This window comes from Micromonospora sp. S4605 (assembly GCF_003176715.1).
In the GTDB taxonomy this organism is placed as follows: Bacteria; Actinomycetota; Actinomycetes; order Mycobacteriales; family Micromonosporaceae; genus Micromonospora; species Micromonospora echinaurantiaca.
Map to the genome: position 1 here is coordinate 1 of NZ_QGSW01000115.1, position 23,474 is coordinate 23,474.

18 protein-coding genes and 1 pseudogene are annotated in these 23,474 nt (G+C 71.3%); 11 read left to right on the plus strand and 8 right to left on the minus strand.

Annotated features, from left to right (window positions below):
- Positions 1 to 1,372, minus strand: a 1,372-nt coding sequence (locus DLJ47_RS07185; protein ID WP_199235730.1) for a tachylectin-related carbohydrate-binding protein, incomplete at its 3' end; no start/stop codon positions are given.
- 231 nt (positions 1,373 to 1,603) lie between these two features.
- Complete coding sequence (locus tag DLJ47_RS07190) at positions 1,604 to 2,230, minus strand: universal stress protein (protein WP_158289790.1); 627 nt, start codon at positions 2,228 to 2,230, stop codon at positions 1,604 to 1,606.
- 64 nt (positions 2,231 to 2,294) lie between these two features.
- On the opposite strand from DLJ47_RS07190, the gene DLJ47_RS07195 reads away from it, so the two are divergent.
- Both DLJ47_RS07195 and nhaA read left to right on the plus strand, forming a co-directional pair.
- Positions 2,295 to 3,512 carry an FUSC family protein gene (locus DLJ47_RS07195; RefSeq protein WP_233257695.1) on the plus strand — a complete coding sequence of 406 codons (1,218 nt, stop codon included), beginning with the start codon at positions 2,295 to 2,297 and terminating at the stop codon, positions 3,510 to 3,512.
- A 119-nt stretch (positions 3,513 to 3,631) separates the two neighbouring features.
- Positions 3,632 to 4,951 (plus strand): Na+/H+ antiporter NhaA, encoded by a 1,320-nt coding sequence (nhaA, locus tag DLJ47_RS07200; RefSeq protein ID WP_109899279.1) that lies wholly within the window; start codon positions 3,632 to 3,634, stop codon positions 4,949 to 4,951.
- A 38-nt stretch (positions 4,952 to 4,989) separates the two neighbouring features.
- On the opposite strand, the gene DLJ47_RS07205 is transcribed toward nhaA, so the two are convergent.
- Positions 4,990 to 5,523, minus strand: coding sequence for a DUF3592 domain-containing protein (locus DLJ47_RS07205; protein ID WP_158289791.1), 534 nt, complete (start codon positions 5,521 to 5,523; stop codon positions 4,990 to 4,992).
- A 51-nt stretch (positions 5,524 to 5,574) separates the two neighbouring features.
- On the minus strand, positions 5,575 to 6,168 hold the full coding sequence (locus DLJ47_RS07210; RefSeq protein ID WP_109899281.1) for a CGNR zinc finger domain-containing protein: 594 nt from the start codon (positions 6,166 to 6,168) through the stop codon (positions 5,575 to 5,577).
- Positions 6,169 to 6,266: 98 nt separating this feature from the next.
- On the opposite strand from DLJ47_RS07210, the gene DLJ47_RS07215 reads away from it, so the two are divergent.
- The 5 genes from DLJ47_RS07215 to DLJ47_RS07235 all read left to right on the plus strand — a co-directional run bounded on the left by DLJ47_RS07215 (position 6,267) and on the right by DLJ47_RS07235 (position 11,961).
- Positions 6,267 to 7,592, plus strand: coding sequence for an MFS transporter (locus DLJ47_RS07215; protein WP_233257696.1), 1,326 nt, complete (start codon positions 6,267 to 6,269; stop codon positions 7,590 to 7,592).
- Between the two features lie 602 nt (positions 7,593 to 8,194).
- A complete protein-coding gene (locus tag DLJ47_RS07220) occupies positions 8,195 to 9,085 on the plus strand; it encodes an efflux RND transporter periplasmic adaptor subunit (protein WP_233257697.1) in 891 nt (296 codons plus the stop codon).
- Positions 9,082 to 9,786 carry an ABC transporter ATP-binding protein gene (locus DLJ47_RS07225; RefSeq protein ID WP_109899282.1) on the plus strand — a complete coding sequence of 235 codons (705 nt, stop codon included), beginning with the start codon at positions 9,082 to 9,084 and terminating at the stop codon, positions 9,784 to 9,786. The genes DLJ47_RS07220 and DLJ47_RS07225 overlap by 4 nt, the downstream gene beginning before the upstream one ends.
- A 67-nt stretch (positions 9,787 to 9,853) precedes the next feature.
- On the plus strand, positions 9,854 to 11,188 hold the full coding sequence (locus tag DLJ47_RS07230; RefSeq protein ID WP_109899283.1) for an ABC transporter permease: 1,335 nt from the start codon (positions 9,854 to 9,856) through the stop codon (positions 11,186 to 11,188).
- Between the two features lie 224 nt (positions 11,189 to 11,412).
- Positions 11,413 to 11,961 carry a hypothetical protein gene (locus DLJ47_RS07235; protein WP_109899284.1) on the plus strand — a complete coding sequence of 183 codons (549 nt, stop codon included), beginning with the start codon at positions 11,413 to 11,415 and terminating at the stop codon, positions 11,959 to 11,961.
- 680 nt (positions 11,962 to 12,641) lie between these two features.
- Here DLJ47_RS07235 and DLJ47_RS07240 read toward each other — a convergent pair.
- A complete protein-coding gene (locus DLJ47_RS07240) occupies positions 12,642 to 14,774 on the minus strand; it encodes an amylo-alpha-1,6-glucosidase (RefSeq protein ID WP_109899285.1) in 2,133 nt (710 codons plus the stop codon).
- A 588-nt stretch (positions 14,775 to 15,362) separates the two neighbouring features.
- On the opposite strand from DLJ47_RS07240, the gene DLJ47_RS07245 reads away from it, so the two are divergent.
- The gene (locus DLJ47_RS07245) at positions 15,363 to 16,577 is read left to right on the plus strand and encodes a low temperature requirement protein A (RefSeq protein ID WP_233257706.1); all 1,215 of its coding nucleotides are present in this window, start codon (positions 15,363 to 15,365) and stop codon (positions 16,575 to 16,577) included.
- A 220-nt stretch (positions 16,578 to 16,797) separates the two neighbouring features.
- Here the strand turns inward: DLJ47_RS07245 and DLJ47_RS07250 are convergent.
- Both DLJ47_RS07250 and DLJ47_RS07255 read right to left on the minus strand, forming a co-directional pair.
- Positions 16,798 to 17,291, minus strand: a pseudogene (locus tag DLJ47_RS07250) (ABC transporter ATP-binding protein); the annotation flags it as partial.
- A 121-nt stretch (positions 17,292 to 17,412) separates the two neighbouring features.
- Positions 17,413 to 18,270 carry a S1 family peptidase gene (locus DLJ47_RS07255; RefSeq protein ID WP_109899287.1) on the minus strand — a complete coding sequence of 286 codons (858 nt, stop codon included), beginning with the start codon at positions 18,268 to 18,270 and terminating at the stop codon, positions 17,413 to 17,415.
- Positions 18,271 to 18,626: 356 nt separating this feature from the next.
- Here DLJ47_RS07255 and DLJ47_RS07260 point away from each other — a divergent pair, with 356 nt between their 5' ends.
- Together DLJ47_RS07260 and DLJ47_RS07265 are read left to right on the plus strand one after the other, a co-directional pair.
- Positions 18,627 to 20,264: a BCCT family transporter gene (locus DLJ47_RS07260; RefSeq protein WP_109899367.1), complete on the plus strand. Its 1,638-nt coding sequence runs from the start codon at positions 18,627 to 18,629 to the stop codon at positions 20,262 to 20,264.
- A 173-nt stretch (positions 20,265 to 20,437) separates the two neighbouring features.
- Complete coding sequence (locus DLJ47_RS07265; RefSeq protein ID WP_109899288.1) at positions 20,438 to 22,042, plus strand: Na+/H+ antiporter; 1,605 nt, start codon at positions 20,438 to 20,440, stop codon at positions 22,040 to 22,042.
- 9 nt (positions 22,043 to 22,051) lie between these two features.
- Here DLJ47_RS07265 and DLJ47_RS07270 read toward each other — a convergent pair whose 3' ends face one another.
- Positions 22,052 to 22,702 (minus strand): helix-turn-helix transcriptional regulator, encoded by a 651-nt coding sequence (locus DLJ47_RS07270; RefSeq protein ID WP_109899289.1) that lies wholly within the window; start codon positions 22,700 to 22,702, stop codon positions 22,052 to 22,054.
- Between the two features lie 101 nt (positions 22,703 to 22,803).
- Here DLJ47_RS07270 and folE point away from each other — a divergent pair, with 101 nt between their 5' ends.
- On the plus strand, positions 22,804 to 23,460 hold the full coding sequence (gene folE, locus DLJ47_RS07275; RefSeq protein ID WP_446723539.1) for a GTP cyclohydrolase I FolE: 657 nt from the start codon (positions 22,804 to 22,806) through the stop codon (positions 23,458 to 23,460).
- The last annotated feature ends 14 nt before the right edge of the window (positions 23,461 to 23,474 follow it).

Here is a 23,474-nt window from a genome sequence, read left to right on the forward strand (position 1 = left end):
CGACGGCGTAGATGACGTTGTCGGCGCCGGGGAACAGGAACCGGAACTGTTGCCAGCCGCCCTGGCCGATGATCTGGGGGTTGGATACGTCACCGCCGCCGGTCTGGGAGGCGTCGACGTAACGCAGGAGGCGGCCGGCCTGGTCGACGGCGTAGATGACGTTGTCGGCGCCGGGGAACAGGAACCGGAACTGTTGCCAGCCGCCCTGGCCGATGATCTGGGGGTTGGATACGTCACCGCCGCCGGTCTGGGAGGCGTCGACGTAACGCAGGAGGCGGCCGGCCTGGTCGACGGCGTAGATGACGTTGTCGGCGCCGGGGAACAGGAACCGGAACTGTTGCCAACCACCGAGGCCGATGACCTGTGGACTGGATACGTCGCCGCCGCCGGTCTGGGAGGCGTCGACGTAGCGCAGCAGGCGGCCCGAGACCGTCGGGTCGGGGGCGTGGAACACCGAGACGGCGAAACCACCGGTGAGGTTGTCGGTGACCGTGACGCGCAGTCCCTCGTCCGGGTCGTCGTACGTCTGTCCCGTCGACAGCGCGGGACCGGTCCGCAGCGTCACCTTGACGGTGTCGTTGACCTCGTAGACGAGGACCCCCTCGGCCGGCACCATCCCGTCGAACGGATCGGTCCGCAGCCGCCCCTCCACGAAGAAGAAGCGGTTGGCGGCGCGCCGGGACGGCACCCGGACCGCCGTCACCCGGTCCGGCGGCGGTGGTTGCACCAGGCCGATCGCGTGCAGGTTGGTGTCCAGCCGCCCCTCGGCGTGGTCGACGACGCCAGCGGGCAGCCAGCCGAACAGGCGCTTGGTCGTGGCGCTGGCGTGGGTGCTCCGGCGGGCGCCGTCGCCGTCCATCGGGTCGTACCCGGGCAGCCCCGGATGCTCCCAGAGATCGCACAGCAGATGGAACAGCTCCTGCCCCCAGACGCCGATCGGCTGGCGCTGGTCGTCGCGGAGCAACGGGTTGCTGAACATCGCCACCCGGGCCCAACCTTTGATGCCGTTCACCGGGGAGATGCCACCGAAGGCGTGCCCGCCGCGGTGCTCGCCGGCCTCGTGCGGCAGCACCGCGAGCAGCGCCTGGTAGCCGTGTCCGGGTGGCAGGGACCGCATCGCCGGGACATTGACCTCGGCGTCCTCGGCCCACACCCGCGGGAACACCTCGCCGTCGAGGTGCGCCCTGCCGTACGACAGGGCGTGCAGGTAGTGCTGGAACGAACGGTCCCTGCCGGTGCCCGGCTCCGGGTCGTAGAAGACGCGGCTGCGCACCTGGTACTCCCAGTCGGCAGGCGGCTCCCGGTCCACCTGACGGTTCAGCGCCGGAACGATGGCGATCCGGCGCACGCCCACCCACGGTGTCACGGCCACGCGCAGAGCGTAGTGCGCCGGTGGCGGTGGAGCGGTGGCTCAGTCGGCAACCGGACCGCCGGCGGAGGATTGGACCGGGCGCGGCGGCAGCACGCGGGAGCCGAAGACCTCCAGGAGACGGTCCTGGTCCCGGCATCTGCTCCGCCCGCCGTCGGGGCTCCGCCGGGTGCGGGTGACCCGGGTTACCCGCACCTCTCGCCCGGAAACGACCCCCGCGCCGGGCTCGCCGCCTCACCGGCCGGGCAGGCTGCCGAGCAGGATGGCACGGCTGCTGCGCTGCGCCAGTTCCGCCGCCACGCTGCCCAGCAGTTTCTCGTCGAGCCCGGGTCCCCGCCGACCGATCACCAGCAGGTCCACGTCGCGGGCGTCGGCGACGGCCAGGATGGCGTCGGCGGGGTGGCCGGCCACGACCTCCGTGCTCGCGTCGGCCAGCCCGTCCGGCAGGGCGCTCGCTATCTCGTCCAGCATCCGGCGGGCCCGCTGGCGCTCCGCGTGCGCCTCGAGGTCGACCAGGTCCGGGTCGGTGACGGTGACCAGGACCAGCTCGCTGGTGGTGCCGGTCAGCGCGTTCGCGACGGCGCGCAGCGCCCGGTCGGAGTCGGGCGAGCCGTCCAGGCCGACCAGTACCCGCAGGCCGGGCCCGGTGGGTGCCGGGGCACGGGAGCGGACGTCGATCCGCTGCGGGGCGGCCCGACCACGCTCGACCGCGATCGGCACGAAGAGCGGGCCGAGCAGCCCACCGACGAGATACCAGAGCAGGTTGCGGTGCCCGCCGCGGGTGACGAAGACCGCCGCGGTGACCAGCCCCGTCGCCAGCCAGGCCACCAGCGCCAACAGGGCCCAGCCCAGCTCAGTCATGGCCGCTCCGGCAGGGTGGGCGGCGCGGGCGGCGTGGTCATGCCGGTGTCTACCCCCGGCGGCGGTGGCTACGCCACCGCAGCGGTCGGGCACGGTGGACACCGGCGTCCGCGGTGACGGGTTCGGCGACCGTCCGGACCGGGTATGCCCGGCCATGCGGTTCGCGGCGGGGGCACTGGCGCCGACGGCGCTGCGTGGCCGGGCGGTGCGCGCGGGCCGGGCGGGTCGCCGCCGGCTGCGGACCTATCTCATCGTGGCGGTGCAGGCCGGCCTGGCCGCGTCGCTGGCCTGGTTGGCGGCCCGGCTGGTGCTGGGCAACCAGGATCCGACCTTCGCCCCGGCCGCCGCGGTCGGGGTGATCGCCGCCGCGCTGGGCAACCGGACCCGGCGCACCGTCGAGCTGGTCGTCGGGGTGGTGCTCGGCATCTTCGTGGGCGATCTGCTGGTCGAGACCGTGGGTACCGGACCGTGGCAGACCGGTGTCATCGTCTTCCTGGCCGCGGCGCTGGCCGCGGCGGCCCGCGGCCCCGGGGCGCTGATGACCCAGGCCGGCGGTACCGCGGTGCTGGTTGCCACCGTCACCCCCAGCACGCCCGACCTGGCGTGGCCGCGGACCCTCAACGCGCTGGTCGGGGGAGGGGTGGGCCTGCTGGTGGTGCTGGTGCTCGCTCCCCTCAACCCGATGCGCACCGTACGCCGGGTCGCGGATCCCGCGCTGGACGCCTTCGCACGGCAGATGACCGCCACGGCGGAGGCCCTGGCCCGCGTCGACGTCCGCGGCGTGGACCTGGTCCTGGACCGGATGCGCGACGCCGAGCCGCAGCTGCGGCAGCTCAGCGATGCGGTGACCGCCGCCGAGGAGGTGGTCCGGTTCTCTCCGGTGCGCTGGCGCCGTCGCCGGACGCTGGCCGCCTACCGGCGGGGTGTCGTGCACATGGACCGGGCCTTGCGCAACAGCCGGGCCATGGTGCGCCGGATCGGCACCACCCTGCGCGACGAGGAGCCCGTCCCGGCCGACCTGCCGGCCGCCGTTGAGCGGTTCGGCGAGGCCGTGCGGGTGTTGCACCGCGAGTTCCTTGAGGCCGAGGAGCCGGTGCGGGCACGCGAGCGGGTGCTGCGGGCGGTGCGGCAGGCCGGCGCGGCGTGCCGGCAGGGCTTGGGTTTCTCCGGCACCATCGTGGTCTCCCAGCTGCGGACCGCCGCCAACGACCTGCTGCGCGCCACCGGGGTGCCCCGCGACGAGGCACGCCGGATGGTTCGGCGGGCCGCCGCCGGGTACTAGCGGACTGCCGGGCCTCCGCTGTACGCGTCCGCTCGGCCAGCGGATAACGTTGTGCCTCTGGTGTGCCGGGAAGTCTGGTCGGCGATGGATGACGCGACCCCTGCCGACGAGGAGATTTCGTGACCGACGCCACTCGGCGCCGTACCAGCCTGTTCGCCCGCCGTTCCTGGGCCGAGACCAGCCGCATCTCCGAGATCCTGCGGCGGGAGACCGTGGGCGGCGCGCTCCTGCTCGTCGGGGCGCTGCTGGCCCTGATCTGGTCGAACTCGCCCTGGACGGAGCAGTACCAGGCGTTGCGGGACCTCCGGCTCGGCCCGGCCGCGCTGCACCTCGACCTGAGCCTGGGCACCTGGGCGGCGGACGGTCTGCTGGCGATCTTCTTCTTCGTCGCCGGGCTGGAACTCAAGCGCGAGTTCGTCGCCGGTGACCTGCGGGACCCGCGGCGCGCGGCGGTGCCGGTGGCGGCGGCCTTCGGCGGGGTGCTGGTGCCGGCCCTGCTCTACGTCCTGATCGCCGGCGCCGACGCGGGCCGGGGGTGGGCGATCCCGACGGCCACCGACATCGCCTTCGCTCTGGCGGTGCTGGCCGTGGTCGGCCGCTTCCTGCCGCCGGCGTTGCGGACCTTCCTGCTCACCCTCGCGGTGGTCGACGACCTGATCGCCATCGTGATCATCGCCGTCTTCTACACCACCGACCTGTCGATCCTGCCGTTGCTCGGTGCGCTGGTGCCACTGGTGGTTTTCGGTCTGCTGGTCCAGCGGCGGGTCCGGTCCTGGTGGCTGCTGCTGCCGCTGGCGGCGGCCACCTGGGTGCTGATGCACGAGTCCGGCGTGCACGCCACCGTGGCCGGGGTGCTGCTGGCCTTCACCGTTCCGGTGATCCGCAGCGAGGCCGCCGGGGGACCGGCCGCCGGTCCGGGGCTGGCCGAGCACTTCGAGCACCGGTTCCGGCCGATCTCGGCCGGCGTCGCGGTGCCCGTCTTCGCGTTCTTCTCCGCCGGGGTCGCGGTGGGCGGCCTGACCGGCCTGACCACCGCGCTGACCGACCGGGTAGCGGTCGGCATCGTGGTCGGGCTGGTCGTCGGCAAGCCGATCGGCATCCTGGGCGCGACCTGGCTGGTCTCCCGGTTCACCCGGGCCGACCCCGAGGAGGGCCTCAACTGGCTCGACGCGCTGGGGCTCTCGCTGCTCGGCGGCATCGGTTTCACCGTCTCCCTGCTCGTCGGCGAGTTGGCGTTCGGGGCGGGCAGCGAACGCGACGACCAGGTCAAGGTCGCCGTGCTCGCCGGGTCCCTGCTCTCGGCCCTGCTCGCCTCGGTGGTGCTGCGCGCCCGCAGCCGGGTGCACCGGCAGGTGTGCGAGGCCGAGTCGGTCGACCGTGACCACGACGGGGTGCCGGACGTCTACGACCCGGACCCGGACCGGCCCGACATCCGCTGAGCCGAGGACGGCCGGGTCGCCGCGTCACGCGGCAGCCGTCACCGATCAGCGCGGCGCGGACGTCGCCACATCGCCCACCCGGTCGCCGCCAGCAGCGCCACGCCGCCGACCACGAGGATCCATCGCGTGCCGAGTGCGGTGCCGTCGTCGGCGTCGGCCACCCGGCCGGCCGGATCGTCCGGGTCGTAGCGCAGCCTGATCGGTGCTCCCACCTCCTGCCGGGTCGTCGTGCCGGGGTCGGTGACCTCGGCCGTGACCCGTTCGCCGGTGGCCGTCGTGAAGCGCACCGTCAGGTGGGTGGTCTTTCCGCCGCGGACCTCCACGATCTGACCGCTCGTCACCACGCCGCGGGCGTCGAGCACCCGATGGTCGTGCCAGGAGTCGATGCCGACGGCGAGCAGCGCGCCGCCCAGGGCGACCCCGAGCGCGGCGGCGAACCAGCCCGGCCGGTCGAAGTCGAGGCCCCGGGTCCGGCGTCCCGGCTTCGGCCCGCGCAGCGTCGGCCGGCCGAGGATCTCCCGCTGCTTCCCGGACGCCCACCGGCGCCGCCGCCGCTCCCGCCGACCAGCCACGGACCCAGTGTGCGGATCGACCCCGAGGACGACCACCCGGGGTGGTCCGAATCAGGGCCGCTGGGCCTTCGCCTTCTGCCGGGCGTAGTAGGCGCGGGCGCGGTTGCGGTCGCCACAGTCCTTCGTGTTGCACCAGCGGCGGTTCCGCCGCGGTGACGTGTCGAGATAGACCCAGCCGCACCTGGCGTCCTCGCACTGGTGCAGGCGGTCGAGGTCGTCACGCTGGGTGAGAGCCACGAGTCCGCGGACGATGCGATTGCGAGGCAGGTGGAGGTCGATTTCCCGGTCTCGCCATTGCCAGCGGTCGCCCGTGCGAACCAGGTCGGCCGCGGCGATCGCCGCCCGGTACATGTCCGCGAGGTCCGCGGCGGCTTCCGGGTCGTCCTCGAAGAGAGCCGCGTAGACCCGCTCGCGCGCTGCGATGACCTGTTGCCGCTCCCGCTCGGCCCGGGCGTCGTCCCGGCTGGCGAGGTCGCGCAGGGCCATGGCCTCTGCCTCGCTGATCAGGCCGGACTCGACGCACCAGTCCACGACGTCCGAGAAGGACTTCAGGTTCTCCGTGCGTTCGTACCCGCCGAGGCGCCAGTCGACGGTGTTCACCAGGTCGAGCATGGGGTCGCCCGCGATGTGGCCGAACCTCACCATCAGCTCCTCTCATGGTCAAAAGCATTGTTGCATGTGAGACACGCTCCCTGCATACTCACGCCCAATCAGCTAATCACCCATGAGAGGATCGCCCGGAGATGATCGTGCCTGCCGCCGCCCCACGCAGATCGTTCACGGCCCTGTGGGCGTCCCAGGCGTCCTCGAATCTCGCCGACGGGCTGCTACAAGCCGCGGCGCCGCTGCTCGTCGCCACGCTGACCCGTGACCCGCTCCTGGTGGCGGGCATGACGGTGGTGCAGTTCCTGCCCTGGCTGGTCGCAACCCTCCCCGCCGGCGCGTTGGCCGACCGGATGGACAGACGTCGGATACTTGTCGCTGGCAACTGCCTGCGCGCGGCAGGGTTCGCGCTGCTCGCCGTGGCCCTGGCGAACGGATGGCGGCACGTCGCACTGCTGTACGCCGCGGTGTTCCTGGCCGGTTGCGCCGAGACGATGGTCGACAACGCCGCCCTGACCATCCCGCCCCGCCTTCTGCCACGCGAGCAGCTCGAGCGCGCCAACGGCCGGTTGTTCGCGACCCAGTCCGTCATCAACACCTTCATCGGTCCGCCTGCCGGGGCGGCGTTGTTCGCGCTGGCGGCATCGGCGGCCTTCTACACCGGCGCGGCCGCGTTCGCCCTCGCCGGCCTGATGGCTCTGCTGCTGCCCGCGCTGCGCCCCACCGGCGAGGAACACGAGCGCCGCCGCTCGAGCCCGACCACCATCACCCAGGACATCCGCTCCGGATGGGCCCACTTCTGGCACCACGACCTGCTGCGCCGAGTCGCGTTCATCTCGGCGGCGATCAACTTCTTCGGCGCGGCCACCGGCGGGTTGCTCGTTCTGCTGATCACCGGCCCCTACCAGCTGCCCATGGCGCACTACGGTCTGTTCATCGCGGTTCCCGCCGCCGGTGCGATCGCCGGCTCGCTGCTCGCCGAACACGTCGTGCCCCGCATCGGCGGCGGCCCGATCACCTGGCTCGCCGCCCTCGCCCCGGCCGCCAGCTACGCCATCCTCGGCCTGGGGAACCACACACCCCTCGCCCTTGCCAGCATGTTCTGCGCTGCCATCGCCACCTCGCTGAACCAGATCGTCGTCAGCACCCTGCGCCAAGCAGCGGTCCCCGACGTACTCCTCGGCCGCGTCACTGCCGCCTACCGCCTGGTCGTCCTGGGTGTCGTCCCCTTCGGAGCCCTCGCCGGCGGCCTGCTCGGACGCAGCCTGGGGATCCGCGCACCCTTCATCGCCGCAGCCCTCGGCCTCGTGCTCGCCGCGCTCCTGCTCGCCTCCCGGGTCACCACCCAAGCCCTCCGTGACGCCGAGACAACCCGTCACCCCTCGACAGAAGTACAGCTACGGACGCAGGTCGCGGCGGCGGTAACCCCAGGCGCCCGCGGCCAGGGCCACGCCGGCGAGCGCTAGTGCGATGGCCACTAACGTTCGCCGGTTGGTCGGGGTTGGGAAAGTGTCGTAGGGGTGATGTTGAGTCAGGTTCGTGCCTCGCCGTCGGGATCCTGCCGCACTGCGAGTCGTGTATCGCACGGCCCGGCCGGCGCGACCGTACCGCCTTCAGATGCTCTTGTCCGCCTCGACGCGTGTCCGGCTGGAAAGCGTGGGCTGCTGGGCGAGCGACCACGTCGCGGCGAGAGTGGTGGCACGACGCCGACCGCGTGGAGGCTGGCTGCCAGCGGCGGCGAGTCCGACGGAACCCGTGCGCGCTGTTCCTCAAGGCGCCCTTGTGGAGGCGCCAGACATCGGCTTCGCCGTGTGGCGGGCAGCGCACCAGGGGGGCCACGGGTTAGTCTTCCGGCGATTCGATGGTCGCCGACTCGCCCATGTCGCAGGCACCCGATTGGCGCCCCCCGAGTCATGTCAGGCGTTCGCCTGAGGTCATCGAGTTGGGGGTACCGGTGCGAAGGCTACTGTCACTGTGCGTCCTCGCGCTGTTGGCGGCCGCCGCTGCCGGCTGTAGCGAGCTGAGCGCGCAAGCGGAGACGCCCGGTCTCGCGCCCCGGGGCATCACGATGACCACGGTGCAGCCCACCCGTCAGGACCTTGCCAATAAGGTGAGCCTGTCCGGCAAGGTGACCATCAACCCGGTGTTCGGGATCGTGACCCCGACCGCCGGGCAGGTGCGGTATGCCGATGTCAGGAAGCCGCGGAGTACGCCGACCAGGCCGACGCGGGTGGCGAGCGTCTGGAAGTCTGGCAAGGCGCACCGTATCGAGGTCCCGGCGGGTGCGGTGTTCGCCGGCCGGCTGGTGGACGATGGCTCCCAAGTGACCGCTGGGATGCCCGTTGTCTCGGCGAAGAGAATCGGCTACGGGCTCGTCGCCGACATCGACAGCGCCCAGGCCTACCAGATCTCCGATGCGCTCGCGACGGTCCAAGCGCAGATCAAGAACGGCCCCGGGCCGTTCCCGTGCAAAGTGCTCGGCACCATCGCCGCTCTGCCCGCCGGAACCATCCCGGACCCGCCGGCCCCGCGGCCATCGGCCGCCCCGTCCGGCCAACCGTCCGCCCCGCCAGTCGTCGAACCGCCCTCGAACCCGCAGGACAGCACCGAGCCGTCCGAGCCGACCGGCATGCGGCTGGTGTGCACCGCTCCCGCCAAGGTGAAGCTCATCAACGGCGCCAGCGCCACGCTCGAAGTGGTGACTGCGCGGGCCACCAAGGTGCTGGTGCTACCGGTCGAGGCGGTCGCCGGAGGGCAGGGCCGGGGCAAGGTGGACGTGGTCAGGTCGGATGGTAGCCGGGAGACCAGGGACGTCGTGCTCGGGCTCAGCGACGGCAAGGTCGTGGAGATCAAGTCCGGCCTCACCGGCGACGAGAGGGTCGCGGTCCCCGGCCCCAACATCCCGCCAGCCAAACCAGGCGTAGGGGACGGCCCGTCCGCGCTGACGGGTGCGAAATGACGGCGTTGCTGGAACTTCACGGCATCACCAAGACGCTCAAGGGCCAGAAGGCGCCGCGCACTATCCTCGACGGCACCAACTTGACCGTCGACAGCGGCGAGAGCGTGGCCATTCTCGGCCGCTCGGGATCCGGCAAGAGCACACTACTCAGCCTGATCGGCCTCTTCGACCGCCCGGACGGTGGACAGTATCTGCTGGATGGCCGGGACATCACCCGGCTGCCGGAGCGCAAAGCGGCAGCCCTGCGCAGCGCCGAGTTCGGCTTCGTATTCCAGCGGTTCTTCCTACTCAAGCACCTGACCGCGGCGCAGAACGTGGCGATGGCCCTGGTCAACGGCCAGGGTTGGCTGCCGCGCCGCAAACGTAGAGCCAGAACTCTGGAGGCCCTCGACCGGGTCGGCATTGCGCATCTCGCCAAGCACCGGCCGGCCCGCCTGTCCGGCGGCGAGCAGCAGCGGGTGGCGATCGCCCGGGCACTCGTCCGGCAGCCGCGTCTGCTGTTGGCCGACGAGCCCACCGGCGCGCTGGACACGGAGACGGGCAACCTGGTGATCGAGGTGATGCGCGCGGCGACCGACCGGGGCTGCGGACTGATCCTGGTCACCCACGACTGGGACCACGCCAACAAGATGCAGCGCGTGCTGCGCCTCAGCGACGGGGCGCTCCACCCGGCCACCGACACAAGGAGCGCGCGTCAGTGAGCCAGCCAACGCGGCACGACTCGGCGATCGGAACGGGCCGAACCGCTGGGCACAGCGAGGTGGCGAGATGATCCGGCTCTCCGGGCGGTTCCGGTCAGCTCTGATCATCGGTGTTCAGGGCATCCGGTCTCGCAAGACCCGCACGCTCCTGTCGATGGTGAGCCTGTTCCTGGGGGTGCTGGCCGTCGTGGTCGTCCAGGTCGGCGCCGAGACGACCAAGAACGCCCGGCTGGCTGATCTGGAGCTGCACGTGGGCAAGGACGGCACCCGGCAGACCTACCTGCCGGGCAACGCCGACACCATCCAGATCAGCCAGGACACGCTGAAAGGGCGGACGGACGCGGTCGCGGTCACCACCACCCAGGCGATCATCGGAGAGCCCGGCGTCAGCCCGGTCAACCCCGGCGGCGCCCCGTTCGACCAGCCGGGCGGCGGACAGTACCCGGGTCCCGGTGGCGTTCAGATGTACTGCGACCCTCGCGGCTACTGCCAGGAGGTACAAGCGGCCGGCGACGCCCCGGCCGTTCCCGTGCCCGGCCAGGCCATCGAGCTGAACGTCAACGCGCTGACCGGCGACATCCGCCAGTTCCGGCCCTTCCGGTCGGTGTCCGGCCAGTGGCTGGACTTCTCCTCCGACCCGTCGTTGTCCCCACGGGTCGTCATCAACCTCGAGGCGGCCAAGGGCTTCACGCGGCACCATGTTCCGGCCGAGATGCGCGTAGAGGGGGCGACCGCCAACCCGACGCCGCGCATCATTGGCGTAATCGACGACGGCAACCCGCAGCCCACCGCCTACACCCGAGCCGATGAGCTGCACAACTGGGTGCCCCACCCGAGCAACGCCGGCAACTACGGCCCCGGACTGCACGTGATGCTCGCGCCCACCGCACGCGACCTGGAGCAGCTCCTGCGGATCCGCCTCACGGCCAGCGGAATGCCCGCGGAACAAATCCACTTCGAGACGATCCAGGCACGCAAGGACATCGCCAAGGAGCTCGCGCTCATCCGCTGGATCTTCCTCGGCATGGCCGGCCTGGTCCTCCTCATCGGCGTCGCCGGCATCCTCAACGTCGGACTCGCGACCGTCGGAGAGCGGGTCGAGGAATTCGCCCTGCGGCGTGCCGTTGGCACCTCACGATCACTGCTCGCCGGCATCGTCCTCGCCGAGACACTCCTGACCGGCCTCCTCACCGCAGCCGCCGCCATCGGAGTGTCCACGCTCGCCTTGACCGCGATCAGTACGTTGTTCGGCGACCGCGAGCAGTTCCTGCGGGACCTCGTTTTCCCCTGGCAAGCAGGAGTCGCAGGAGTCATCGCCGGCCTGATCGCCGGACTGCTCGGCGGACTCATCCCAGCCATCCGCGCCGCCCGCATTCCAATCGCCACCGTCATGCGCGCCTGAGACCTCGCCCAGGAATGGAAGACCGGCGGCGACGCACGCGCACCGCGGATGCCTGGCGTGCCTCACCCGCGCGTGCGGTCCCGAGTCCGTCAAGCAGGCCGCGAATCAAGGGCTGACCTCGTGCGTCGGCGCGTTCAGATGCTGTCTGCTGGCGGCGGGCGCTCTTCAGGAGCTCGTCGGAGCTGATGCTGCGGGAAGGCCACCGGGGTGGGTACGGTCATCGGGTGGCGTACGACGCCGTGGCCGAGAGCGTTCGGCTGATCGCCGACGGGCCGCCGGCTCAACCGGTGCGGCTGAGCCGTCGCCGCCGGTTCGCGCCAGTCGCGGCCGACGTGGACGGTGACGTCGCCGCCACGCGGTTCCTGCGCCGCAGCACCGGCTGTTTCTGTGACGAGATCCACCTACTGGTCCGCAACGGCAACGACGGCTGGCGGAGGCTGGGCGGTGGCGGGTCATCGAACGGCTACGAGGACCGCACCGCGGAGGCGTTTGAACGAGCCCGAAACGACCTCTCGCCCCACCAGGTCGTGGTGAACGGCGGCCCCGCCGTCCTACGCGACCATCTACTGCCGTGGACCGGGCGCTGGGTGCGCGCCGCGACGCTGCTTGCCGGCGGTGGGATCGCACAGCTCGTCGTCGGTGGCCGCCGCCTGCCCATCCCGTACCACGGTCACCTGGTCGTGGTTTGGGGCTCCCGCCGGCCGCCCTCAGTGACCGCGCGCGACGCTACCGGCCGCACAGTCGTCACCGTAACCCTTTCAAATGATCGGTAAGCGGAACGGGTACACCACGCCGGGACCGGTACAACGCGACCGCCTCGGCCTTGAACTCGGCGGGGTAGTGCTTCATCACCATCTTTCAGGGACTCCTGATCTCCCCGGACCACACGATCCAAGGCTCAAGTGCCCAGGACCAGGGGGCAACTCCCGATGTATGGCCCAGTCGGATTCGCCCTGCTCCGGCAGCGAGTCCTGCTCGCGTAGATTGATTACCCCGGCCACCGTTTCTGCGCCAGAGCCGTTGGTCTGACAGTCCCTCGCCCGGTGCAACCTGATGGCGGACCTCCAGCTCGACATCGCATGACCACGGCAGGGGCCGGCGGACGGGTAGGCACCGACCCCCGGGATTCCGTGGCCACTCCCGTATCCCCCGGCTTGCCAGCCGAAAACCATTAAGGACGGGATCAAAGGTGATCACCGCTGTCGCCCCCGAAGAGGTGGCCTACAGCCAACCGCCGTCCCATGGGCGAACCGATCAGCCCCCGCGCTGCGACCGCCAAGTCCGTCCCTCCAGGCCGGCTGGGCCTGAGCGGGCACCGCTAACGCGGCCATCAGACCGCTGGAAGTTCCGGCCGGTAGCGCGCATTGACGTCCTTCAGCGGCACCGGCTCGCCGTCGCAGCGGATGGCGATGTTGGGCATGACCTCGGTGTAGCCGTAAGCTGCGCGGGTTCGTCAATGGGTGGGGCGAATGTCGGTCAGTCCGTCGCGGAGTTCGATGTCCCAGCGGCTGCCAAAGGCGTTGGTGCCCGCCAACAGGATGCGGCGGCCGTAGCCTTCCGGTAGTGCGGGGTCCAGAACCAGTCGTCCGTCGCGGGCATCGAGGCCGAGCATGGTGCGGAGGAACAGCAGCGGAGCTCCACTCGCCCATGCCTGCGGATTGCAGGCGGTTGGATAGCGTACGGGGATTCGGCTGAACTCGCGCTCGTAGCCGGAGAATGCTTCCGGCAGCCGGAATTCGGAGGTTTGCGCAGCGTCGAGCATCGCGGTGATGATCCGGTTGGCCTCCTGGCGGTAGCCGTAGCGGGCGAGGCCGTGCGCGATCAGGGAGTTGTCGTGCGGCCAGACGGTGCCCATGTGGTAGCCGATCGGGTTATAGCCCCGCTCGGCGGTCGACACGGTGCGTACGCCCCAGCCCGAGAACATCTCGTCGGACATCAGCTGCCGGGCCACGATGGCCGCCCGGTCTTCCGGGACGATACCGCTCCACAGCAGGTGTCCCATGTTCGACGTCATCGAGTCGATCTTGCGTTTGTCGCCGTCCAGTCCAATCGCGTAGTAGCCGCCCCGGTCCTCGATCCAGAAGTCCCGGTTGAACCGGGCGCGGAGTTCCTCGGCCTCGGCGCGTAGCCGCTGTGCCAGGGCGGGGTCGTTGAGGGGGCCGCCGCCGTCGGCGAGTTCTGCGATTCGCAGCTTCGCATCGTAGGTGTAGCCCTGGATCTCGCAGGTCGCGATGGGCAGCACGGGGATCCTGCCGTCGTGGAACTGCACGCCGTCCCACGAGTCACGCCAGCACTGGTTGCCCAGGCCCTGTGGCGATCGCGTCGCGTACTCCACGTAGCCGTCTCCGTCGCGGTCGCCGTACTCGTCGATCCAGCGCAGTGCGGCGTGGACGTTGTCGCGCAGGTCCTGGACGAGTTGGTCGTCAAGGGTCCACCGCCAGTACTCCGACAACATGATGAGCCACAGTGGGGTGGCGTCCGCGGTGCCGTAGTAGGGGTCGTAGGGCTTGATGCCCAGCCGGGTCAGCTCGCCGCTACGGACTTCGTGAATGATCTTCCCGGGTTCCTCGTCCCGGAAGTCGTCCACCTCGTCGCCCTGATATGTGGCGAGGGTGCGCAGGGCGCCGCGGGTTAGCCGCGGGCCGAAACAGACCGTCTGATAGGCGGTGATCAGGGAGTCCCGGCCGAACATGCTGAGGAACCAGGGCAGGCCGGCGGCTGGGAAGTCCATCCGCTGGCCGTTCAGTTCGGTCTGGATGCGCAACGCCACCAGGTCGTCGACGGACTTCTCGAAGAGGTTCCGCAGCACCTGGTAATCCGCAGTGAGGGTCGGAGCGGCTGCCCGCCATCGGTGTGCCGGGTCCTCCGTATCGCCGTCGAAGACCTGCTGGAACTCGCGGGCCGTCTGATAGGTGTGGGTTGCAGGGCCGTGGAAGCAGGGGATCTTCAGCTCGCAGGCCCACTTCTCGCCGGGTTCGAGGTACAGATCCCATACCAGGTCGTCGCCTTCCACGCGGTCGGCCGCCGGTTCGACAAGCACCTTCACCGTTGCCGAGAACGGCCCGTTCTCGTACGCGAAGGAGAGCCGTGAGCCGTCCGCGGCGTGCTGTCGGGCGATCTTGTCCGACCGGTCCGTGACGGTCTCCTTGATCTCGAGGATGTCCGCGAAGTCGGCGCCCACTTCCAACCGGAGCTGGACAACTGCCGGCTTCGTGGAGAAGCACTGCAGAGTGATGGTCTCTTCCACGCCTCGACCCACCAGACGTTGCCTGCGCACCCCGACGCTGTTCGCCCGCAATCCAGGCAAATCGGGGTTGGTCAGGAAGAACGCGGCCGCGTACGGCTTCACCGGCGCCGATTCCAGCACCAGCAACGGGGATCCGTTCAGCGTGAGCCGCCAGCAATCGAGGAACCGGGTGTCGGCGAACACCAGCCCCCCGATCGAACCACGCGGTACGTCGCCGGTGGCCTCGGAGAACATGAAGGCGTCACCTTCGAGAATCGCCACCGTGTTGGGGCCCAGCTCGGGCGGCAGCTCCCGCAACACCTCGTCCTCGACCCGGTGCTCCGGCATGTCGTGGGGCATCGGTTCGGCTGGTGTCGGTCTGGGGCCTGACGTCGTCACGGCACACCCTCCAGTCCTCGGTAAGACGGCCTGATGCTTGGCGCATACGAGTTATGCCGGGGCGACGCCACGCCCCAGGGACGAGACCGAGCACGTCCCCGCGGAGGCAGCTTGTGCTACCCGATCGCCCCGTCTGGAAACGCCCTGTGACACGACGTGGATTGGCCAGGCTACGGCGTCCCGGACGAAGTCGAGTTCGCCATGATGTCCGAGCTGGCCGCTCACATGATCACTAGCGACACGCCCGGGTCCACCTGGGCCGGACCCCGACAGACTGCGGTCGCGGAGGAGCCTGTGCTACCGGATGGCCTTGTCCGGAAACCTCCTGAGGCTCCGCACAGACGTACGACGCGGGATCGCCCGATTCGTGCTGGGGCGCAAGGGCGAGGTGGCCTGGCGGCGTTGGTCGATCAGATGGCATGACAGATGCCGACCCGGATCGACTGTCCCGCGCGGCAGCCAAGCCAAGCCCATCGGCCCGGATCGGCCACCGCCGCGTGGTACGACTGATGGCGCACATACCGCAACCCAGACAGAACGGGCGTGCCGATGACCGCCGGCAAGACGGGGGACCTGCTGCGGGATCATGCCGAACCGCAACGCGCCACCTACGTCGAACTCTTCTTCGACGTCATCCTGGTCTTCGCGTTGACTAGGCTGTCGCACACCCTGTTCAGCGACCTCACCTGGCTCGGCGCCCTGCACACCGTGATCCTGCTCGTCGCGTTCTGGTGGGTCTGGGTCTTCACCGCATGGACCACGAACCGGCTCAACCCGGCCCAACCGGCGATCCAACTCGTGATCATCCCGATCATGCTCGGCACCCTGATCATGGCGGGCGCCGTACCTGGAGCGTTCGGCGAGGACGGCATGATCTTCGCCGCCACCTACGTCACCATCCAGGTGGGCCGGGCCCTCTTCGTCACACTTGCGATGCGCGGCCGGGAGGTGGCGATCGGCTCGCTGCAACAGCTCATCTGGTCCATCTTCTCGGGTGTGTTGTGGATTGCCGGCGCATTCACCGAGGGCACCACCCGAGTGGTGATATGGCTCCTCGCGGCGGCCCTCGGCTACACCATGAGCCGGCTGGAGTTCCGACTGCCCAAGCTCGGTCCGGCCCGGATCGCCACGCAGACAGTCAACGCGGAGCACCTCGCCGAGCGGTACCAGCAGATCATGATCGTCGCGTTCGGCGAGACCGTCCTGGCGGCGGGCGGCCGGTTCGCCGCGTTCGGCTTCGAACGGGACCGCGTGACCGCGTTCGTGCTGACCTTCGCCATCACCACGCTGCTCTGGCGCATCTACTTCTACCGGGCTGGCCTGCTCCTACCGGCCGTGATCGCGACCAGCACCACCCCCGCCGTCTTTAGTCGGTCCGCCTCCTACGCCCACCTGCTCATGGCCGCCGGCATCGTGCTCAGCTCCGTCGGCGACGAGATCATCATTACCCACCCGTTCGCCGAGGCCAACCTGGTCTGGTCCGCCGTCATCCTCTGCGGACCCGCGATCTTCCTGGCCGGCCGTGCCCGGCTCGACTACCTGTCGTTCAGCCGGGTCGCCCTGTCCCGGGTGATCGGGCTGGTGGTACTGGTCGGGCTGGCACCCGTGGTCGCGATCCAACCACCGATCTTGATCGCCGTCGTGGCCGTCGTCATCCTCACAGCGATCGCCGCCTCGGACACCATTTCCTGGCGGGTCCACCCCAGCAAGCCCACCCCGCCACCACCGCCCACGGGCGGCGGCCGCGCCCGTACCAGCCTATAACGGCCCTCCTACGCCGCCACCGCCGCCAGCAATCCGGCCGACATAAGTGCCCGAGGGGAGCCGCCTGCCTGATCTCCCGCAGCAACGGGTGGCGAAGAAGCAGTCCCGGTCATTGTTCCTTGTGGATCCGACTGGTAAGGAAAAGCCCGGCAGACCATCCGCGGGAAGCTCGCCGAGTGATCACTGGACGCGCTCAGGTGGCTGCCCGGCGGGACTCCCGCTCCATCAGCGGGTCGAGGCCGCTGGTGGGTTCGTCGAGGACGAGCAGCGGCGCGCGGGTGGCGAACGCGGCGACCAGCGCGACCTTTTGCCGGTTGCCGGTCGAGTACGTCTGGCCCGGCTTGGACGGGTCGAGGGCGAACCGGTCGACCAGTTCGTCGCGGTAGGCGCGGTCGACGCCGGGCCCGGTGGCGGCGAGCAGTTCGAGGGTCTCCGCGCCGGTGAGCTGGGGCCACAGCGCGACGTCGGCGGGCACGTAGGCCAACCGGCGGTGGGCGGCGACGTCGCCGGCGTGGGTGTCGAAGATCCAGGCGCGGCCGGCGGTGGGCCGCGCCAGGCCGAGCAGCAGCCGGATGGTGGTGGACTCCCCGGCGCCGTTCGGGCCGAGGAACCGAACACCTCGCCGGCTGGCACGGTGAGATCCAGCCCGTCGAGGGCGAGCAACGACCCGTAGCGCTTGGTCAGGTGTTCGGTGCGGACGGCAGGGGTGGCCATGTGGCGCCTCCGGTCGACGAAGTGTCACGACTGCCGACCAGGCTTCCCGGCGCACCGCCGTCACCGTACTACCGGTGGTGCGGCCGGGGAAGCCGGTGAGGACGCGGGCGTCGATGCCGGCTTAGGGGATGGTGAGGCCGTACGCGGCGAGAACCTCGGTGATCGGCTGGTAGTAGGTGGTGCCGCCGCTGGTGCAGTTGCCGCTGCCGCCGGAGAGGATGCCGATGATCGTGCCGGTGGCGGCCACGTAGAGCGGGCCGCCGCTGTCGCCGGGCTCGGCGCAGATGTTGGTGCGGATCAGGCCGGATACGCTGCCCTGCGCGTAGTTCACCGTCTGGTTGAGGGCGGTGACCAGGCCGCACCGTACGCCGGTGGTGGCGCCGCTGCGGCACACCGCCTGCCCGACGTACGCGTTGCCGGCGCCGTAGACGGTGAGCAGGCCGGGGTGGGTGTAGACGGCGCTGGGGTGGGCGATGCGGCCGGTGTAGCGCACCAGGCCGTAGTCGTTGGTCGGGAAGCTGCTGCCGACCCGGGAGCCGATGGCGGTGCTGTGCGCGGCGTCGGCGTACCAGGTCGCGGCTGTCGTGGTGCAGTGCCCGGCGGTGACGAGGTAGTAGGTGCTGCCGCTGCGCACGTTTGCGCCGAGCGAGCAGCGTCCGCCGGAGCTGCCGTAGACGGCCTGACCGGCGGCGATGAGGATGCGCAACCGCCCTGGCTCGTGCCGTAGCGTGGCGCCGGCCCGGGCGGCGGTCGTGCGCAGCGCCGCGAGGTCGGCGCCGGTGACGGTGTCGTCGACGGTGACGGTCGGCCGGCCGGTGGCCGGGTCGACGCCCCAGGCGGTGCCGGGGGTGCGGATCCCGGCCAGCGCCGCCGCGGCGTCAGCGGCGTCAGCGGTGGCGGGGGCGGCGGCGTGGGCGGCGGGTGGCCCGCCGAGCAGCAGGGTGGCCAGGACGAGGGCGACGATCGGCAGGCGGCGCATCAAACCCCTCCTATATTCGTTAACGTGGATGTAGCCACAGCATCCGCCACCGGCCCGGCGCTATCAACCACGAAGGGTCGCCCTGGCCCCGTCTGGGCCGTTCGGGAGCCGATCTTGTCACACAACTGTCATGAAACCGCAGGGTCGCCGCCACGATCGGCTCCAAGAGTGGTGGCCGCACAGTCGCGACGTCGCACTGGTCGCACACCAGCGAGCGCCGCACGCCGCGACTGCTTCCCGAGTGCCCGGTGGCCGCTCCGGTCGGCCGGGGCCAAGACAGGGACGCGGGGACGGACGCGCGATCGCGCCCAGGCATGTGGCCCGCGTCCCGTGAGACCACGGAGGGTCCACAGACCATGACCGTGTCTGCCACACCGGCGACAACCGAGGACAACACCGCGCCGGGCGGTCCGCCCGGCGGGCCGGACCGCGGCCAGCGGGGCATCGACCGGACCGTGCTCGGCGTGGCCGCCGCGGCGTCGGTACTCTTCGTCCTGTGGGGCATCCTGGCGACCGACAACCTGGCGTCGGTCACCGGGACGGCGCTCGACTGGGTCGTCAGCGTGTTCGGCTGGGTCTTCGTGGTGGGCAGCGCGGGCTTCGTGGCGCTGTCGATCTGGCTGGCGCTGAGCCGGTACGGCCGGATCAAGCTCGGCCGCGACGACGAGAAGCCCGAGTTCTCCACTGTGTCCTGGGTGGCGATGATGTTCAGCGCCGGGATGGGCATCGGCCTGATGTTCTGGGGCGCCGCCGAGCCGCTGTCCCACCTGGGCACCCCGCCGCGCGGGCTCACCGAGCCGAACTCTCAGCAGGCCGCCCGGGTGGCCATGGAGTACTCGTTCTTCCACTGGGCGCTGCACCCGTGGGCGATCTACGCCGTCGTCGGCCTGGCGATCGCCTACTTCACCTTCCGCAAGGGCCGGCGCGGCCTGATCAGCAGCGCCTTCTTCCCGCTCATCGGCGAGCGCGCCAACCGCGGACCCGGCAAGGCCATCGACATCTTCGCGATCTTCGCGACGCTGTTCGGCTCCGCGGTCTCGCTCGGCCTGGGCGCTCTTCAGATCAACAGCGGGCTGACGAACCTGTGGGACGTGCCGAACTCCACCCCGCTGGCGATCGGCATCATCGCGGTGCTCACCGCGGCGTTCGTGGTCTCCGCCATCACCGGCGTCAAGCGTGGCATTCAGTTCCTGTCGAACACCAACATGGTGCTCGCGGTGGCGCTGCTGTTCTTCCTGCTCGTGGTGGGCCCGACCGTCTTCATCTTCAACACGCTCACCGCGTCGACCGGCGGCTACCTCTACGACCTCATCCCGATGAGCTTCCGCACCGGCGCCTTCGGCGGCGAGGACTGGATGGCCGGCTGGACCATCTTCTACTGGGCGTGGTGGATCTCCTGGACGCCGTTCGTCGGCGCATTCATCGCCCGGATCTCCCGGGGCCGCACGATCCGCCAGTTCGTCCTCGGCGTGGTGGCCATCCCGAGCCTGGTCAGCTTCGTCTGGTTCTCGGTGTTCGGTGGCACCGCCATCAACCTGCAGCTCGGCGGCACCGACCTGTCCGCCGCGGTGGCCGAGAGCCCGGAGGCGGCGCTCTTCGCGGTGCTGCGGGAGTTCCCGCTCTTCACCGTCACCGCGATCGTGGTGATGGTGCTGGTGGCGCTCTTCTTCGTCAGCGGCGCGGACGCCGCCTCGGTGGTGATGGGCACGCTCTCCTCCCGCGGCGACATCGAGCCGAAGAACTGGCTGGTCGCCATGTGGGGGGTGCTGACCGGGCTGGTGGCCGCAGTGCTGCTGCTTGCCGGTGGGCTGTCCGCGTTGCAGTCGCTGACCATCCTCGCCGCTCTGCCGTTCCTGTTCGTGATGGTCGGCATGGTCGTCGGGCTGCTCCGTGAACTGCGTCGGGAACCCGCCACCGCGACGATGGCCCCGGAGTTGCGCGCCCTGACCCTCGCCGCCGAGCGGCAGGCCGCAGCGAGCCCTGAGGCTTCCTGACCGGTACGCCCGACGCGGGCCGGCCCTCGAACGGGGGCCGGCCCGCGTCGTGCTGCGCCGCCCGGCCCGGTCGCTGACCCGCCGCTGCCGGCCGCCGTTTCCGCTTGGCCGGGCCCGCACCCGTGCGAGCGTGGGCTGGTGACCCGGCCGCGCGACAGGAGGGATCGGCTCGGATGGTGACCGCGTTGGCGCTGGTGCTCGGCGGTCTGGTGGTGGTCACGGCCGTCAACGCGGTGGCCCACCGCAGCGGCGTGCCGGCGTCGGTGCTGCTGGTCCTCGCCGGCATCGGCTACGGCTACCTGCCCGGCCCGAACCTCACCCTCGACCCCGAGGCCGTGCTCTACCTGGTCATCCCGCCGCTGCTCTACGCCGCCGCGTTGCAGTCGAGCCTGACCGCGCTGCGCACCAACGCCCGTACGGTGGCCGGGCTGTCGGTGGCCCTGGTGCTGGTCACCGCGCTCGCCGTCGGGTTCGGGCTCAACGCGACCGTGGCCGCCGTGCCGTTGAGCGTCGGCATCGCGGTGGGCGCGGCGGTCTCGCCGCCGGACCCGGTCGCGGCGCTGTCGATCGGCCGGCGCGCCGGCCTGCCGCCCCGGCTGATCACGCTGGTCGAGGGGGAGGGGCTGCTCAACGACGCCACCGCCCTGACAATCCTGCAGGTCGCCGTCGCGGCGGCGGTCGGCGGGGCGTTCTCCGTCGGCCACGCGGTAGGAGACTTCCTCGTCGTGGCCGCCGGCGGGCTGCTGGTCGGCCTGGTCCTCGCCGCGGCCATCGCCCAGGTCCGGAAGAGGGTCAGCGACCCGCTGATCGACAACGCGCTGTCACTGGGCACCCCGTTCGCCGCCTACCTGGCGGCCGAGAAGCTGCACGTGTCCGGGGTGCTCGCGGTCGTCGTGGCCGGCCTGTGGCTCGGCCACCGCAGCGCGTCGCTGCAGTCCAGCCGGGCACGCCTGCAGACCCGCGCGGTATGGCACCTGGTGGAGTTCCTCCTCGAGGGCTACGTGTTCCTGCTGATCGGCCAGCAACTGCCGGCGGTCGTCCGCGGCCTGCGCGACTACGACGTCAGCACGGTCGTCACCGCCGCCGCGGTCACCGTCGGCACGGTGCTGCTGGTACGGCCGCTGTGGCTGCTGCTGGCGGCGCACCTGCCCACGCGGATGCACGCCCGGCTGGGCGGCGACCCGCGCCCGGGCAACCCGCCGCTGTCCGGGCGGGAACTGCTCGCGCTGAGCTGGGCCGGCACCCGTGGGGTGATCACCCTGGCCGCGGCGTTCACCCTGCCCGCCGACACCCCCGCCCGGGACCTGCTGCTCTTCTGCGCCTACCTGGTGGTGCTGGTGACCTTGATCGGCCAGGGGCTGACCTTCGCCCCGCTGCTGCGCCGGCTGCGGCTGCCGGGCACCGAGGTCAGCCGGGCGCTGACCCGCAACCAGGCGCGCGCCGCCGCCGTGCAGGCCGCCCTGCAGCGGCTGGACTCGCTCGCCGCGGCCGACCCCACCGTTGCGAAGGTCGCGGCGCCGCTGCGTCGCGCGGCCGAGGTCCGCCAGCAGCGGTACACCACCCGGGTCGAGCTGCTCTCCGCGGTCGAGGACCAGATGCTGCCGACCGACGAGGAATACCGGGCCGCGCTGCGGGCCCGGCGGGAGATGATCGACGCCGAGCGGGAGGAACTGCTCGCCTGGCGGGACGCGGGCCGGCTCGCCGACGCCGACATGCGGGTGCTGGAACGCGAGCTGGACCACGTGGAGAGCGTCCTGCCGCCGCTGCCCCCGTCCTGAAGCCGGGGCTCAGGACGGCAGATCCAGCTCCACGCAGCAGGCCCCGGGGCGGGGCGCCAGCCGGGCCTCGGCGCCCGCCGCACCGAGCCCGTCGAGCAACCCGGTGAGGAAGGCGTGGTTGAGCCCGCAGACCAGCGCGGTGTGCCGGGTGGCCAGGGCGTGGAACGGGCAGTTGTGCAGCAGCACCCGGCGCGACGCGTCGGGCCGCGGTTCGAAGCCGAGCCCGTCCAACGCGGCCAGGATCCCGCACCCGTCCGCGGCCAGGCCGGCACCGAGGTCGCGGCCCCGCTGCCCGGCGAGGCGACGCGCGGCGTCGTCGGCGCGAGTCGGGTCCTCGGCGACCGCGTCGGCGAGGATCTCGGCGATCAACTCGTAGCGGCGTTCCGGGATCGTCACGGCGAGCCCGTCGCCGGCCGGCTCGTACACCTTGGGGCTGCGGCCCCGGCCCCGGGGCTGGTCCGGCGGCGCCTGGTAGTGGGCCCGCAGCAGGCCGGCGTCGACGAGCTTGTCGAGGTGGAAGGCGGCCAGCCCGCGGGTGATCCCGGTGGCGTCGGCCGCCTCCTCGCGGCTGACCGGGTGGTCCTGGTGACGGACGTGGTCGTACAGCGCCCGCCGGGACGGATCGGCGAGCGCGGCCACGGCGGTCCACCGGTCCGGCACCCCCCGAGATTATCACCAGCGCCCACTATTGAAATTCCGCCGCGCCGGGTCCAGCATGAATAACAACAACGGTGGTTGGCGAAAACGGATGGGTGGCCGACATGGACCTGATGGACCCGGCGTCCACGACCGACGGTGCGTCGGTCGCCGAGGACGAGGCCGGACCGGGCCCGCTGCGGGTGCTGCGGCGTCGGCCCGGCCGGGACCTGGCCGCCGCCGAACGGGCCGCGGCCGACTTCCTCGCGGCGCTCGGCGTCGGCGTCGACGCCGACGGGCTGGCCGACACGCCGGGCCGGATGGCCCGCGCCTACGCCGAACTGCTCACCCCGCGCGAGTTCCGGCTCACCACCTTCGACAACGACGAGGGCTACGACGAACTCGTCGTCGCCCGCTCCATCCCGATCCGCTCGGTGTGCGAACACCACTTCCTGCCGTTCCTCGGCGTCGCCCACGTCGGCTACCTGCCCGGCCGGCGGATCCTCGGGCTGTCCAAGCTCGCCCGGGTGGTGGAGCTCTTCGCGCACGGGCCGCAGGTCCAGGAACGGCTGACCCGGCAGATCGCCGACTGGCTCGCCGCGCAGCTGCGGCCGAAGGGGGTCGGGGTGGTCGTCGAGGCCGAGCACCTCTGCATGAGCCTGCGCGGGGTGCGCGCGGTCGGCGCCACCACCGTCACCTCGACGTTGCTCGGCACGCTGCGCGACGACCCGCGCTCGCGCGCCGAGTTCTTCGCGCTGACCGGCGTCGGCGCCCGCCCGTGAATCCGTACGAGGAG